This window comes from Actinomadura terrae, assembly GCF_022751215.1.
Taxonomy (GTDB): domain Bacteria; phylum Actinomycetota; class Actinomycetes; order Streptosporangiales; family Streptosporangiaceae; genus Spirillospora; species Spirillospora terrae.
Map to the genome: position 1 here is coordinate 303,071 of NZ_JAICDG010000004.1, position 15,048 is coordinate 318,118.

Sequence of the window (15,048 nt, forward strand, 5' to 3'; positions counted from 1 at the left end):
CGAGTGCATCACTGCGCTGAAGGCACCTGTCGTTCGACGTCCAGCCAAAACGATCATGGAGTCGGCCGAGGTGGCGGCCTGGTAACGGCAGACCGTCCCGTCGAAGCCAAGTGGCGGTACCGCGCCACTGCTTGAGGCAGCCGACGCCGCGTTCAGGGCCCGAGGCCGGACGGACGGCCTGGGTAGCCACGGGCCCGGAGTGGGACAGCGGCCCGGTAGCCAGCGGACCCGGAGGCCGAACAGCGCCCTCCGGGTGAGACGCGTGGCCGGGGTCTGGGCGCAGGCCCAGAGACAAACGCAGGCCCGGGGTCAGGTGCGGGGCCGGGGCCAGACGCGGGGCCGGGGCCAGGTGCGAGGCTGGGTCAGGTGGCGGCGCTGGCGGCTTGGCCGTCCGCTCGTCGAGCGCCGCCCTGACCACGACAAGTACGGGTGGTTGGCCTGGGGCAGGCATCAGACCCCTGGTCGGCTACCACAACACGACTCGCGGCTCCGGTCCGAGTGCCCACCCACCGCGTCATGGAGCGCGCCGACGCGCCATCGCGCCGACTCAGCCACAGGCGCATCCGTCTAGAGAGCTGCGATGACTCCGCGAACGGTCCATGACGCTCGCCGCGACGCGTGGCTCCGAAAAGGCGTCACGGCTTAGCGGCCGGGACCCCCGATGGTGGGACCGTCGGGCCAGAGGGAGACCAGGTCGGCCGGGGTCAAGGGTGTCGAGTAGGCCGCACGGAGTACCTCGGCCTGGGTGGCGGGGTCGGCGTCCGCGAGGTGGACGAACCAGTCGATACCGGCCGGATAGGACCACAGGTAGGTGCGCAGTTGGGGATCGCGCCGGTCCGTCAGCGCGTCGGCGATCACCGCCTCCTTCCACCACGGGACGCGGTGCCGGGCGTGGTCGGCGAGGTCCCTGATCGGCACACCGTCGTCCAGGCCGACGTGCAGTTCGGCCCGGACGAGCTGGATGTAGTGATCGAGCCGGATCCGGGCGACGAGGGCTTGATCGTCCGGGGAGATGAAGAGCGGCAGCGTCTGGGCCAGCCCCTCCAGGAGTACCTGCTGCAACGCGTGGACGGACATGAGCGGCACCCACGGCACCGAGCCCTTCACCGTTTCGGTCCAGCTGGAACTCTGCAAGCCGTGCCCGAGGACTTCGTGGAAGGCGAACCGCCGCGCGCCGACCTCGGTGAAAACGGCGTTCCGCAGGTTCAGCCTCAGCCGGACGCGGTTCCCCGCACCATCGAGCCAGTACGCCCAGTACGCGTCCACGTCGGCGGTCTCGATGTCGAGTTCGAACGGCGCGGTGCTGCCGGTCGCCTTGCGGACGGCGGGCTCGAACCGGTCGCTGGCCCGGCGGATGGCCTCGGGTGCCGCGTCGAGGTCGAGCGGCCCCTCCGCCTCGTTCATTTCGGTGTCGGTCGCCGCGCCCCAGCCGACGCCGAGATCCGCAAGGGCGGCGCGGGCCCGCTCGCCTGTCGCGGTGACGTACTCCGCCGCCCAGCCTGCGGCCCCGCACCCCTGCGTGACCTGCACGTATTCGGCCAGCGGACGGTGTTCGCCGAGCAGGGCGCCGAGGTAGGCGATGTCCGCGTCGAGGCGTCGGACCAGGGACTCCACGCCGTCGGCGCGCTCCCTCAGCTCGATCAACCGTCGGTAGACGTCGAGTCGGCTGCGCGCGGGCTCGACCTCCGCGTCCACGGGACGGCAGTCAAAATCGATCACCGGCGCGCATCCACGGGCCACCTCGTATGCGTGCCAGGCCCGCAGGGCGGACTCCGCCTCGTCCCGCACCGTGTCAATGTCCAGAGTTTCCACGACCACCCCAAGATCAGCTTTTCCCAGACCCTAACTCCCCGCATGACCTTCGTCACATGGCCAATTCAGCCAAAGCCCGGCCCCGCTCCGCACGGCTGTCGCCTAGGCATGACCTGGCCGCATAGCCCCGGTCCTATGGGGTCCGCCGGGTTCTGCATTAATGGACCGTGACGTCGCGAGGGAGGGATAGACCCGCCCGGGTGGGTGACGTCTCGACCGGTTTGGGACGGATGAGACGTGCCGAAGTCGTCCGCCAAAGAACACTCTCGTCGTCCACACCACGGACGCTCTCGCCCCTCGCCCGATACGGGCGGCCACAAAGGTGGTCAGCCACGAGAACGTCGGCGTGGGTCGTCAGCAGGGCACGATTCCGCATGTCGGACGGTACGCCGATAGCGTCTCATCCCGACGAGCGGCGCCCAACCGACCAGGGGACGGCGCAGCGGAGGCGAGTCGAACCGGCTACGGGTTCACCGATGAGTTCGGTCGGCCCGAAAGGTCCAACAGGGATAGAGCACATCGACGGCACGCAGGGAGACCCATCATGAAGAAGATCATCGCGGGCCTGTTCATCTCGCTCGACGGCGTCGTGGAGGCGCCTGACCAGTGGCACTTCCCTTACTTCAACGCCCAGATGGGTGTGGCGGTCACCGACAGCATGGTCGGGGCGGACACGATGCTGATCGGACGCAAGACCTACGACAGCTTCGCGGGTGCCTGGCCGGATCGCGAGACGGCGGGCGGGGAGGACGCCGAGTTCGCCAAGGTGCTGGGGGACGTCCGGAAGATCGTGGTGTCCAACCAGCGGTTGGAGTTCACCTGGCGCAATTCCGAGCAACTCCAGGGCGATCTCATTGAGGCGGTCACCGCCCTGAAGAACGAGCCGGGAGACGGCTTCATCTCCATTCCCGGGTCGGTCTCGATCATTCGCAGCCTACTGAGTGCCGGGCTGCTCGATGAGTTGCGCCTGCTGGTGCACCCGATCGCCGTACGCAGGGGGATGCGGTTGTTCGACGAGGGCGAGGCCCCGATCCCGCTGAAGCTGATTTCCTCGGAAACCTTCGACACAGGCGTACTCAACCTCATCTACGCCCCTGCCGAATCAGCCGAGCAGGCGACCTATGACGACGCCAAGGCTCACCTGCCCGACGCCGAATAACCATTAAGACCGGAAAGCCGCAGCGCTTTGCACTTCCGCGAAGGTGTGTGCAATGCGCTGCGCCCCCGCCGCATGCATCGACCGTCACGTCAAGGCGGGCGGCGGCGGCTCGAGTCCCAGCAGCCTAAGCCGGTCGCGCGTCGTGGCGGCGTCGGGATGGCGGAGTTCCTCAAAGATGGCGAGGGCTTCGAGCAGGCAGTCACGCGCGGCGGCCACGTCGCCCAGCGCCGAATGGGTTTCACTTAGACGGTTCAGGGCGTCGGCCGCCTCATAGGGGCCGTCCAGTTCACGCCAGAGGCGAATCGACCGGAGATAATGGTCAACGGCCTCTTCATACCGTCCCAGCCCGTGGTAGGCATAACCGAGACTGTCGAGGCTGGCCGCCTCACCGACCCGATCACCGAACTCCAGATGCAGCCGAAGGGCCTGTAAAGAATATTCCAGGCCACGCTCGTGGCCGCCGAGCAGCGCATGATTCCAGCCGAGAGAATTCAGTGCGCGCGCACGCCAGACGGCATTATCCGCAGCGCGGGACAACTCCAATGTTCGCTGGGCATGAACGAGCGCTTCAGCGTTGCGGCCATGCCGTCCATAAATGGTGCTCAACGTAAGATGAGTGACACCCTGCCCAACGCTGTCGCCCAATTCCTGGAACAGACTCAGAGCGTGCTCGTGATGCACGGCCGCCTCCGTGGGCTGCCCGAGGCGAGCGTGGGCACGGCCGAGCTGGCGGTGGGTGCGCGCCTGTGCGACGCGGTCGCCGAGCCGGGTGGCCGCCGCGAGGGCCGTTCGCTGCGCGGTGACGGCGTCGTGCCAGTGTCCCTGGCGGTCGAAGAAGGTGGCGAGCGTCCAGGAGAGCTGCCAGGCGTGGACGTCGAACCCGTGCGCGGCGGCGTGCTCGATGGCGGCGAGGAGCGGCGCGCGTTCGGCCGTGAACCACGCCATGGCCTGGTCGGGATCGGCGACGGGAAACAGCGTCACGCCGTGGTGCGGCTCGTCCAGGGCGATCGGCACTCGATGCGGGTAGAGCCGCTGGTTGGCGGCGATTCCGGTGTGCAGGTAGTGGTCGAGGACCCGTTCCAGCGCGTCGCGCCGATCGCCCTCGTCGTCTTCGCGGAGGGCCTGCTCGGCGGCATAGGCGCGCAGCAGGTCGTGGAAGCGGAGCCGTCCGGGCGAGGACTCCTCCAGCAGGTGCGTCCGGGACAGCTCGGCGAGGAGGCGCCGCGCGACGGGAAGCTCCTCGCCCGCGAGGCTCGCCGCCGCGCGCGGGTCGATGTCCGGCCCGGGATGGACGCTGACCAGGCGAAACAGCCGCGCCGCGCCCGGGCTCAACGCCCGATAGGACCACGACAGCACCGCCCGGACGTCGGTGGCGAGCTCCCCGTCCTCGAAGGCGTCGAGGCCGCCCTGCGCCTCGCGCAACTCCCGGGCCAGCGCCGAGAGCGGAAAACGGGGATGCGCCGTGGCGCGCGCCGCGACGATCGCCAGGGCCAGCGGCAGCCGCGCGCACATCTCGACGATCTCCCCGACCGCGTCGGGTTCGGCCTCCAACCGTTCGGTGCCGAGACGGTGGGCCAGCAGCTCACGGGCTTCGTCTGGGGAGAGTAAGTCGAGCGGTAACAGCCGGGCGCCCTCGGCGGTAACCAAACTGGTGAGCCGGTTACGGCTGGTCACCATCGCGAGGCAGCCCGGCGATCCGGGTAACAACGGCCGGACATGGTCGCTGTCGTAGGCGTTGTCGAGGAGCACCAGTACCCGGCGTCCGGCGAGCAGGCTCCGGTACAGGGCGGCCTGCGCGTCGAGGCTGACGGGCACGCGCTCCGGAGGTACCTGGAAAGCGTCGAGGAAGCCCCGGACGGCCTCGGCGGACGTCATCGGCGTCCCGCTCGGGTCGAAGCCGCGCAGATTCACATAGAGGTGGCCGTCGGGAAAGTGATCTGTCACCTGGTGGGCCCAGTACACCGCGAGCGTGGTCTTCCCTATGCCCGCCGTGCCCTGGATCGCGGAGATCACCACGGTACCGCCCATGGCCGCCTGCTCCAGGAGCAGCGCCAGGGACTTCAGCTCCTCCGCCCGCCCGGCGAACCCCGAGATGGCGGCGGGAAGCTGCCGCGGGACGGCGACCTGCGGCGCCCCGCTCGGCCCGGGCCCCCCGTCCCGCGCCGCCGCACTCGACACGGACGCCTCATCGCTTGGCGCCGCAGTCGGCATGGACGCCTCGTCCCGCGACATCCCGGTCGGCACCGTCGCCTCATTCTGCGGCGTTCGAGTCGGCCCCGGCGCCCCGTCCCGCGATGCCCCGGTCGGCACGGATGCCTCACCGCCCGGCGCCACGATCCGCACCGGCGCCTCGTCCTGCGGCGGGTAAGGGTCGTCCGGACGGCAGATCCACGCGTGCGCCCGGGTCTCCTTGACCGAGACGAGGACGCGCCGGTAGAGCGCGGCGTCCGCCCGGTCATGCCAGACGACCTCCGTGTAGAACCATTCGGAGGCGATCAAGACGAGCGTCCCCGACGATTCACGCAGCGCCTCCTTCAACGGCGCGGCCTCCAGCAGGCGAAAGCTGAAGTTGATCGAGGTCGCGGCGACGCCGTGGTCGTCGCGGTGCACCTCCCCGGCGTGCAGCGCGACGCGCACCCGCAGCCGGACCTGCGGCTCCGCATGCCTGTTGTGCTCGGCCAACTCGTCCGCGAGGGCCTGCGGGACCACCGCCGCCAACAGGTGTTTCGGGACCTCGGGCGAGACGAGGATGAGCGCGCCGTCGCCGCGGTCCTCGCGGTAGATCTCGTCGCCGTCCCATGCGACGCCCGCCCGCGTGAAAGCCCGCCGCAGCGCGGCGTAGAGCGCGGCACGCACCGTGAGCTGGTCGGCGTTGGTACGCCGCCAGTCGCCGAAGCCCTCGATGTCCACGCAGAAGATGGCCCGGTGGAGCGCGGGCCGAGGTGCGCCGCTCCGCCGATCCACCTCCACCGCGGCCTCCCCGGGTGTGGTGACTCCCTGACAGCGACGTCCGGGCCCGGCTCAGCCGCCTGTGACCCATCGGTCTCGGACGCCGGTTCCGCCCACCGCCGTCACCGACGCGGCACAGTTTCGATCGAGGCACCATGCTCTCGATTACACAGAGTCATAGTCAAGGCATTGATGGTGACTCATGCCTTACCGCACGCCCGATTATGGATAGTTTTGACCACAATCCAGCGGATTATCCATTCTTGGCCAGAATCTATCGGTGGTGGTCCCCCCGGACCGGCTCAGGGCCGGTTCCCCACCACAGATCAAGGAGGCGAGAATGAGAACGACCCGCAGGAGCCGAAGACGGTCGACGACGACGGCGGCGGTCGCCATGCTGCTGATCGGCGGCCTCGGCGTCCCGGCCGAAGCCGCCGAGGGCGTCGTGATCAACGCGGACGCGCCCGGCACGGTCGACGGCCAGTACATCGTGGCCCTCAAGGGCGCGACGTCCCTCGCACCGGACGCCGCAGCCCCGGTGTCCGCGCAGGCCAAGGACCTGGTGCGCCGTCACGGCGGCTCCGTCGCGAGCGTCTTCAGCGCCGTGCTGCGCGGCTTCGCCGCCGACATGACCGCCGAGCAGGCGCGGCGCCTGGCCGCCGACCCGGCCGTACGTTACGTGCAGAAGTCGGTGATGGTGCACACGGCCGGGCCCGGTACGCAGCCCAACCCCCCTTCCTGGGGGCTGGACCGCGTCGACGGTAGGCAGGACCGCACGTACGCCTACCCGGGGACCGGCACCGGCGTCACCGTCTACGTCCTGGACACGGGTGTCCGCATCAGCCATCGGACGTTCGAGGGCAGGGCCTCCGACGGCTACGACTTCGTCGACAAGGACACCACCGCGCAGGACTGCCACGGCCACGGCACGCACGTCGCGGGCACCGTCGGCGGTGAGCAGCACGGCGTCGCGAAGGACGTCAAGATCGTCGCTGTCCGTGTCCTGGACTGTGACGGCTACTCCCCCGACCGCTACGCCATCCAGGGGTTGGAGTGGGTCGCGAAGAATGCTCACAAACCGGCCATCGGGAACATGAGCATCGGCTCGGACCCGCCCGCCCCGGAACCGCAGGCGTTCCGTGAGGCGACGCGCGGCGCCATCCGCGCGGGCATCCAGTTCGCGATCGCCGCGGGCAACGACTCGCGGAACGGCTGCGACGCACCGAGCGACGTGGCCGAGGCCGTCACCCTCGGCTCGACGGACGAGGGCGACCGGCGGTCCTACTTCTCCAACTACGGCCGCTGCATCGACCTGTTCGCGCCGGGCGGCGACATCGTCTCGGCGGACAACGAGTCCGACACCGGCGAGGTGGTGCTGGGCGGAACGTCCATGGCCACCCCGCATGCGGCCGGAGCACTCGCCCTCTACCTGGAGGGACACCCCAACGCGACGCCTCAGGAGTCGCGGAACGCCGTGGTCAGGGCGGCCCAGCCCGGCGTCGTCTCCGACGCCGGCAGCGGCTCCCCGAACCTGCTACTGAACGTTACCGCCCTCGCCAGGCTGGCAGCGCGCCGTTAGCAGACGCAAGGACGCCGGATAACGGGCGTTAGGACGGCGCTCGCCGTCCACGATTCCACGAACCCGCCAGGCCACGTCCCGCTCCCCAGCGGTCACGCTCCCAGCATGAGGAGGGCGATGGACGTGGCGTACGCGTAGCCCGCTCCGGTAGGGAGGCCCATCGCGAACGCCCGCGATGGGCCTCTTGTCTGCGGCTTCGCCGCGAGACCCTCGACCGCGGGGCCTGCTCACTCACGCCTGATCACGGCGAGCCGGACACGGCCCGGGTCGCCCCAATAACATCGGCGGCGAGCAGCGCGTGCTCCCCGGTGCCGCGGCCCAGGTCGAGGACGCGGCCCGCCACCCTGCCCAAGCCCGCGATCCGCACGATGGCCGGCTACGGCCACCCGGTGCCCACGGCAGCGGCATTCTGTCACCCCAGGACGCCCGTCATGCCGAAACGTTGACCGGACGGTTCAGCCAGCCGACGGGACGGCCCGACCGCCCAGATCGTCCGCCAAGGCCAAGAACTCGCGCCGAGCAGACATCAGATCGTCACCTTCGAGCAACGCCTCCGCCAGGGCTTCGACCGGCCAGGCGACGAGGACGCCGTGCCGGGCGAAATAGATCGCGACGTTGCGAATCCGATAGACGTCGGAGGTGTCGAGCCACGCACAGGCAAGAAGCCGCCATATCCAGCGCTGCGACTGGCGCAGTTTGTTGGTGTGGCCAACGGAGCTGACGTCGATCAGCGTCGTCCCGTCTGGCCCGCCGACGAGGACGTCGTTGTCCGCCCAGTACGAGGCGAAGACCGGCCGGGCAATGCCCCACGGCCGCCCCGGCGGAGGATTCCCGGCCAGGCGGCGCATCTCGGCCAGGCCGCCAGAGGTATGAAGCTTTCGCACCAACGCGACCACCTCGGCGACGGTGCCCTCGTCAGCTGTGGCGTGCAACTGCTCGACCGTCGGCGTCCCGTCCCGGAGGAGCTGGTAGATGTGCTCGTCAATGGGGTTGTTGCGGTAGAGGTACTCCAGCATCGACAGCAGCCAGCACAGCCGCACGACGCCCTTCTCCGCGCCGAGCTGGCCGAGAGGCGCGTGCATCGCGAGATAGGCACGAGAGCGCTCGAAGAAATCGCCCAGCATCGGCTCGGACATGAGTCCATGAAAAGACTTGAACTTCGACAACCTGTCATCACCGAGAGGGATCTCGACGCTGCGCTGACCGGTCAGGTCCAGCCATCCCGTCGGTGTCGGCCGGAGGTCCAGCGCCCGGGCCCGCTCGGCGGCCGCCAGCCGAATATGCGTCGGATACCTCGCGGCCTGCCAGTGCCCCCATTCGGGCCTCACCAGGCCGGTGCGGACGAGCCCGTACAGCGCCGAGTACGGCGGCGCGGGCTGCACCAGAGCCGCCACCCGAAGGGCGAACGTTCGGTCGACCCGCGCCCACTGCCGCCTGCCCGCCGGCGCCTCGGGCCGCACGATCTCCTGGCCCTTTGTCTCGATGCTCACCCGCTGGGCGACCTCGACCGATCCGGTGAACCGCTCGGCGCACCAATCCCCGAGTTTACCGAAGCTCAAATGCGAAATGAGCGACACGCAGTCACTATAGAGAATCGCCTCAATCCCTGCCAGCCACTCTGTTTCAAACCTCGATCGGACGGCGTGGCCGAATCGTGACTATCTCCGGCTCCCGGGCATGACAACCACCCCACGTCCATGATCGTCATTTCTACAGCCGCCCACCCTCCAGGAGGTCCCTTTGCGCCTGCCGTTCACGGCCCTGTCCGCGTCCGCCGCCGTCATGGTCGCACTGACACCACTCACGACCGCCGACGCGGCCACCCCACTCCAGGTCACCGTCACGGGCTTTGACGCCGCCCCGGAACCCGTCGCATACACCGGAACCGTCACCGGGCGTGGTCAGATCCTGATTGTGCGAGAGGACGGAAGCCGGGCTCCAGCCCCCTACGCCTCGTTCCGGCTCCAGTTCTCCACCGACAAGAAGTCCTGGAGCAACAAGAGCGCGCTCACGTCGACGGACGAACAGGGCCGCTTCACGGCGACCGGCACGGCGTACCACGACGGATATTGGCGCGTGGCCGTCCAAGGCGACGGCAGCGACTACGCGACGACGGCGGGGCCGTCCGACTACGTCGACGTCCGGTACCTCACGCGAATCCTCGACTACAACGCGTCACCCGAGCCGGTGCGGAAGGGCGGCACGGTCACCCTTCAGGGAATGCTCTACCGCTACACCGACAAGTGGCACCACTTCGTCCAGCAGAAGATGTACTTCTACTTCCGCCCCAAGGGCTCGACCAAGTGGACCTACCTGGGCAGCGCTCGCGGTGACCGCAACGGGCTCTTCCGCAAGGGCTTCAAGGCGACCAAGTCCGGCACCTGGCGCGCCTACTACCCCGGTTCAGCGTCCTACGCCAAGGTGTACCGCGACGACTACGTAAACCTGCGATAGCGACGGCACAAGGCCCCTCGCAAGCGATCGCGAGGGGCCAACCGGAGCCGCACCTCTGAATCGAACCGCCTTATTCGAGGGTTCTCACGAACAGGGTCATCAGTCCAGCTATGGGGTTTGCCCGTTGGACGGCCGAGGGAAAACGGGACCGCACGTGTTGGCGACATCCTGCTCGGCCTTGAAGTAGGCCTCCCTCAAACCGTTCGGCTGAGGCGGGCCTCCCGGCTTGCGGGCCGCGGCGTCCTTCGCCTCGTTCTCCCACGCCTTGATCACAGCGTCGGCCTTCGCGACCAACTCCTTACTCTTGATCTCTCCACGCACAGCGCGCATCTTGTCGGCGGACCGCTGGTACATCCCCGCCATCGTGGGATTCGCTGTACTGAACTCGCCCGGCGCCCGTAGTACGGCCACAATCTTTGCGCAATCAGCCGCCTGCTTATCGTCACCGGAGGAGCACCCGGTCACGCCCGTGACGGTCACAAGGAGAGCCACAGCACCATATGTCGCAAACTTCACACCGGAATCGTAGCCAGAATAAATCGCCGAGCTCAGCGATCAAGGCCGCAATGCGATCACGATTTCACTAACCCAGCAGCCCCCAGCCACTTGACCCGGAGAAGTTGCCTACAGGACCACCCACCCAGGGCCACCATGCCTACCTCGACTGGCTCAGGGTCCAGAAGGCAAAAGCCTCCTCGTAGGCGTCAAGTGGCGGGACCATGGAAGGCGGCAACATGCTCGCGACCGAACGAGGCGACCCGACTCGATGGATTGGCCGATGCCCTAGACCACCCGGCCTTTAACAAGCCCCGCGAGGGGACGCGTCCGGCTCAACCGCTTCCCCATGCCGCAGGTTCGCAACCTTCCGGCACCTCCATCCGCCAACGCTCCCCCAAGCGGGCGCCCCGTCCACGCAGCCGACGCCCAGCTCGGGCATACGGACCCGGCGATCATGCTCCGCGTCTACACGCTCGCGATCCGCTACTGCGGACGTGTTCACGCGGGTCAGAGGCGCCCCAGCCCTGTGGTTAGCAAGCCCGTTAACAAAGCCCCCTTGCGGAGATCGCAAGGGGGCTTCGACCTGGAGCCGCCTATCGGAATCGAACCGATGACCTATTCATTACGAGTGAATCGCTCTGCCGACTGAGCTAAGGCGGCCTGCCGTGCGGGGCACGGCGGGAAGCAGTCTACCGGGTGCCGGGGGGTGAGTGCGCACTGGTTAATCAGCGGCAGATCGTCCCGGGCTTCGGAGGGTCGGTGGTGACCAGGTAGTCGTCGGTGGCCCTGGTGATGCAGGGGTTGCCCTGGAGGTAGGCCGTGTGGCCGTCGCCGTCGAGGGTGAGGAGGACGCCGCTGGAGAGCTGGGACGCGAGGTTCTGGGCCCACTTGTACGGGGTGGCGGGGTCGCGGAGGGTACCGATCACGAGGATGGGCTTGGCTCCCTTGGCGGTGATGGGGGTGGGTTGCTTCTTGCTCTGGACGGGCCAGTAGACGCAGGGTAGGCCGCCCCAGACGACGAAGGCACCGAAGTGGGGGGCGACCCTCTCGGCTTCGGCGGCGGCCTTGCCGTAGGCCTTCGCGGATGCGGGGTTGGGTTTGTCCACGCAGTTCACGGCCATGTTGGCGTCGGTCTGGTTGCTGTAGGAGCCGTCCGGGTGTCGTTCGACCATCTGGTCGGCGAGCGCCAGCAGGAGCGTGCCGTCCGACTTCTGGAACGCCTGGGCGAGGGCCTGGCGTAGAACGGGCCAGTTCTCCTTGAGGTAGAGGGCCGAGGCGATGCCCATGACCGCGTGGGCTTCCGTGACCTGACGCGTGTCACGGGTGTTGCCCAAGGGCTTCTTGTCCGTCTGCGCAAGGAAGGAAGTAAGTTTGGCCTGCGCGGCGGTCATGGACGTGCCCAGCGGGCAGTTCGGCTTCTTGACGCAGTCGTCCGCGAAGGCGCGGAAGGCCGTCTCGAAGCCCTTGGCCTGTTCGACGAGGAGTCCGGTGGACGACGTGGTGGGGTCCACGGCACCGTCCAGGACGAGGGCACGAACGTTGGACGGGAACTGCTGCGCGTAGAAGGCGCCCAGGTACGTGCCGTAAGAGGCGCCGTAGTAGGTGAGCTTCTTGTCACCGACGGCGGCGCGGAGGACGTCGATGTCGCGGGACGCGTTGACGGTGCCGACGTAGGGGAGTTCCGAGGCGGCCTTGGCCCCGCAGTTCTGGGCGAACCCCTTGCTCTCGGCGGCGAAGGCGGCGGTCTCCTTCGGGTCGTCCGGGGACGAGTCGGCGGCGAAGAACGCGTCGAGCTGGCGGCCAGTGTTGCAGTGGACGGGGTCGCTCTGGCCGACGCCGCGGGGGTCGAAGCCCACGATGTCGAAGCGTTTGCGCAGGTCGGAGCCGAAAGCCTCGGCCGCCTGACGGACGAAACCGACACCGGATCCACCGGGACCGCCGGGGTTGATGAACAGGGAGCCGATCCGCTCGGACTTGTTGCGGGCGGGGAGCCTGATCAGCGCGATCCCCAGTTTCTGACCGGACGGCTTGGAGTAGTCCAGGGGAACCTGGGCGGTCGCGCACTGGAAGTTGCCGCCGCAGCCCTTCCAGGAGGGCTGCTGACTGTAGAACGATCCAAGCCCGGTGGGAGGGCTCACCTCCGAGGTGGCCTGCTTCTCGGTGGAGTTGCATCCGGCCGCCGCCAACGCCAGTACCGTGGCCACGCCGATGAGCCTTGCTGCCCGCACCCTGATCCCCGTCCCATCGTCACGGTCCGTACGTTGACGCATACGGTACGTCTTCCTATCGGCGCAGGGCTACTTCTCCCCGTATTCGTTTTCGATGCCGTCCAGCATCCACTTGAGGCCACGCTCGAAGTCGGACTGACCGTAGAGGCCCGCCTCGAAAAGTGGCTTGAGGTGGGGCAGCTCGCCTCTTTCCACCAGAGAACGGATGTACGTCTGTTCAAGCATGCTGGAATAGGCGCGCTGTAGCCCGTTCTCGCCGAGGTCCCGTACGTGCTGCTCGCGGACGGTGAAGCCCAGCATGAAGTAGTCCACGGCGGTGATGATGGCCAGCATGTCCTCCGGGTCGTCCGTGAGAAGGGCGGCGGCGGCGAGGGACTGCTCGGCGTGCCGGAGGCCGTTCGGGCCTACGCGGCTGGACCGGCCGGCGAGCTCGAAGACCCACGGGTGCCGCAGGCCGGCGGCGCGTTCCCGGTGGGCGATCTCCATCATGGCCGCGCGCCAGTCGTCCGGCGGCTCCCCCTCGACGAGGACCTCTTTGGCGATCTCGTCGTACATAAGGTCGAGAAGGTCTTCCTTCGCGTCGATGTGGGTGTACAGGCTCATCGCGCGGACCCCCAGCTCGGCGGCGACGCGGCGGATCGAGACCGCCTCCAGGCCCTCCGCGTCCGCGAGCTTGATCGCGGCCTCGACGATCGCCTCGCGGGTCAGTTTCGGGCGGCGACCACCCTTTGGACTTGTCCAAAGATCGCGCGGCTGCTCGCGCTGATTCCTGGGATTACCTGCCACAACGATGATCGTACGCGATACGGCGTATCGATACGCTGTACGGACTGATGGATACGGTGTAGCGTGTGAGCGATACGGCGTACGGAAAGGGACGTGATGATCACCACAGCGGGCACCCGCCCCGGCGGCAGGGAGCGGATCGACCCCCACCTCCGCAACCTCGCGGTCGTCGTCGTGCTCGGCGCGATCATGACCGTCCTCGACAGCACGATCGTCAACGTCGCGATCAGCGCGCTCGGCAAGGACTTCGACACCTCGTTGTCGACCATCCAGTGGGTGGTGACGGGCTACACGCTGGCGCTGTCGATGGCGATCCCGCTGACGGGGTGGTCGGTGCGGAGGTTCGGCGCCAAGACGATGTGGCTGCTCTCGCTCGCGCTGTTCATCAGCGGGTCGCTGCTGTGCGGGGTGGCGTGGTCGGTGCCCTCGCTGATCGCTTTCCGCGTCCTTCAGGGGCTCGGCGGCGGGCTGCTGATGCCGATCGGGCAGACCATGCTCGCCCGGGAGGCGGGCCCCGAGCGGATGGGACGGGTGATGAGCATCGTCTCGGTCCCCGCGATGCTGGCGCCCGCGCTCGGCCCGCTGCTCGGCGGGGTGATCGTCGACCATCTGAGCTGGCGGTGGATGTTCTTCGTCAACGTCCCGTTCTGCGCGGTCGCGCTGCTGGCGGCGTGGCGGATGCTCCCGCGCGACACCGAGCGGAGCGTGGACGCCGCACTGGACATCCTCGGCATGCTGCTGCTGTCTCCCGGGCTCGCCGCCCTGGTCTATGGGTTGTCCGAAGCGGGCAATGGCGCCAGCCTCACGGGTGGGCGGTTCCTCGGCAGCGTGCTCAGCGGTGCCGTCCTGATCGCCGCGTTCCTCGTCCATGCCGTACGCAAGGGCGACGGCGCGCTCATCGACGTCCGGCGGCTGACCACACGCGCCTTCACCAGCGCGACCGGCGGGTTCTTCCTCTACAGCGTGGCGGTCTTCGGGGTGATGATCCTGATCCCGCTGTTCGCCCGGATCGTGCAGGACGATTCCGCGCTCGACTCCGGCTGGCTCCTGGCCCCGCTGGGTGTCGGCGCGATGTTCACGATGCTGGTGTCCGGACGGCTCGCCGACCGATTCGGCGGCCGTTGGCTGGCCGCCATCGGCGTGGCCGTCGTCCTGTGCGGCGCGCTCGTCCTCACCACCCTCGACCCCTCGACGGGACGAGCCGTGATCATGAGCGCGATGTTCGTCGTCGGCGTCGGGCACGGCTTGATCGGCCCGTCCCTGATGGCGATGAGCTACCAGGGCCTCCCCCGCGAAGCGGTGCCCGCCGCGACGACCGGCGCGAACGTCGTGATCCGCGTGGGCAGTTCCTTCGGCACCGCCGTGTCGGCGGTCATCCTGCAACTCGGCATCCGAGACAAGATCCCGGGCGCGAGCGGCAACCTGGGCGAGGCGACCAGGCACCCACCGGCCTTGTTGTCGGACGCCTTCACCGGGACCTTCTGGTGGATCGGCGCGATTCTGCTGGTCGCCCTTGTTCCGATCCTGAGCGTCCCCCGCAAGCCGAAGAGCCCGCAGCCATGAGGTCCTGGCGGCGTGGGGCG

The 15,048-nt window shown here is 68.5% G+C and carries 10 protein-coding genes and 1 tRNA gene; 4 read left to right on the top strand and 7 right to left on the bottom strand.

What is annotated here, in order from left to right:
• Window positions 1-642 precede the first annotated feature (642 nt).
• Window positions 643-1,719 carry a hypothetical protein gene (locus tag K2F47_RS26030; RefSeq protein ID WP_242907923.1) on the bottom strand — a complete coding sequence of 359 codons (1,077 nt, stop codon included), beginning with the start codon at window positions 1,717-1,719 and terminating at the stop codon, window positions 643-645.
• A gap of 637 nt (window positions 1,720-2,356) precedes the next feature.
• Here K2F47_RS26030 and K2F47_RS26035 point away from each other — a divergent pair.
• Window positions 2,357-2,971, top strand: coding sequence for a dihydrofolate reductase family protein (locus tag K2F47_RS26035; protein WP_242907925.1), 615 nt, complete (start codon window positions 2,357-2,359; stop codon window positions 2,969-2,971).
• Window positions 2,972-3,055: 84 nt separating this feature from the next.
• Here the strand turns inward: K2F47_RS26035 and K2F47_RS26040 are convergent, their stop codons facing one another.
• Window positions 3,056-5,941: an ATP-binding protein gene (locus K2F47_RS26040; protein ID WP_242907927.1), complete on the bottom strand. Its 2,886-nt coding sequence runs from the start codon at window positions 5,939-5,941 to the stop codon at window positions 3,056-3,058.
• A gap of 319 nt (window positions 5,942-6,260) precedes the next feature.
• On the opposite strand from K2F47_RS26040, the gene K2F47_RS26045 reads away from it, so the two are divergent.
• Complete coding sequence (locus K2F47_RS26045; protein ID WP_242907929.1) at window positions 6,261-7,499, top strand: S8 family peptidase; 1,239 nt, start codon at window positions 6,261-6,263, stop codon at window positions 7,497-7,499.
• 455 nt (window positions 7,500-7,954) lie between these two features.
• Here K2F47_RS26045 and K2F47_RS26050 read toward each other — a convergent pair whose 3' ends face one another.
• A complete protein-coding gene (locus tag K2F47_RS26050) occupies window positions 7,955-9,076 on the bottom strand; it encodes a hypothetical protein (RefSeq protein WP_242907930.1) in 1,122 nt (373 codons plus the stop codon).
• A 163-nt stretch (window positions 9,077-9,239) separates the two neighbouring features.
• Between K2F47_RS26050 and K2F47_RS26055 the strand changes: the two genes are divergently transcribed.
• Entirely contained in the window at window positions 9,240-9,953 is a 714-nt protein-coding gene (locus tag K2F47_RS26055) for a hypothetical protein (RefSeq protein WP_242907932.1), read from the top strand.
• 108 nt (window positions 9,954-10,061) lie between these two features.
• On the opposite strand, the gene K2F47_RS26060 is transcribed toward K2F47_RS26055, so the two are convergent.
• From K2F47_RS26060 to K2F47_RS26075, 4 genes are all read right to left on the bottom strand, one after another.
• Window positions 10,062-10,469: a hypothetical protein gene (locus tag K2F47_RS26060; protein WP_242907934.1), complete on the bottom strand. Its 408-nt coding sequence runs from the start codon at window positions 10,467-10,469 to the stop codon at window positions 10,062-10,064.
• 566 nt (window positions 10,470-11,035) lie between these two features.
• Window positions 11,036-11,111 (bottom strand) — tRNA-Thr (locus K2F47_RS26065).
• Between the two features lie 65 nt (window positions 11,112-11,176).
• The gene (locus K2F47_RS26070) at window positions 11,177-12,655 is read right to left on the bottom strand and encodes an alpha/beta hydrolase (RefSeq protein ID WP_242907936.1); all 1,479 of its coding nucleotides are present in this window, start codon (window positions 12,653-12,655) and stop codon (window positions 11,177-11,179) included.
• A 93-nt stretch (window positions 12,656-12,748) separates the two neighbouring features.
• Window positions 12,749-13,465 carry a TetR/AcrR family transcriptional regulator gene (locus K2F47_RS26075; RefSeq protein ID WP_242907938.1) on the bottom strand — a complete coding sequence of 239 codons (717 nt, stop codon included), beginning with the start codon at window positions 13,463-13,465 and terminating at the stop codon, window positions 12,749-12,751.
• A 96-nt stretch (window positions 13,466-13,561) separates the two neighbouring features.
• Between K2F47_RS26075 and K2F47_RS26080 the strand changes: the two genes are divergently transcribed.
• The gene (locus K2F47_RS26080) at window positions 13,562-15,028 is read left to right on the top strand and encodes a DHA2 family efflux MFS transporter permease subunit (RefSeq protein ID WP_242908790.1); all 1,467 of its coding nucleotides are present in this window, start codon (window positions 13,562-13,564) and stop codon (window positions 15,026-15,028) included.
• The last annotated feature ends 20 nt before the right edge of the window (window positions 15,029-15,048 follow it).

Excerpts from the sequence above, each read along its gene's own strand:
- K2F47_RS26080 (WP_242908790.1), top strand. The coding sequence starts at position 13,562 with ATGATCACCACAGCGGGCACCCGCCCCGGCGGCAGGGAGCGGATCGAC.
- K2F47_RS26035 (WP_242907925.1), top strand. The coding sequence starts at position 2,357 with ATGAAGAAGATCATCGCGGGCCTGTTCATCTCGCTCGACGGCGTCGTG.
- K2F47_RS26045 (WP_242907929.1), top strand. The coding sequence starts at position 6,261 with ATGAGAACGACCCGCAGGAGCCGAAGACGGTCGACGACGACGGCGGCG.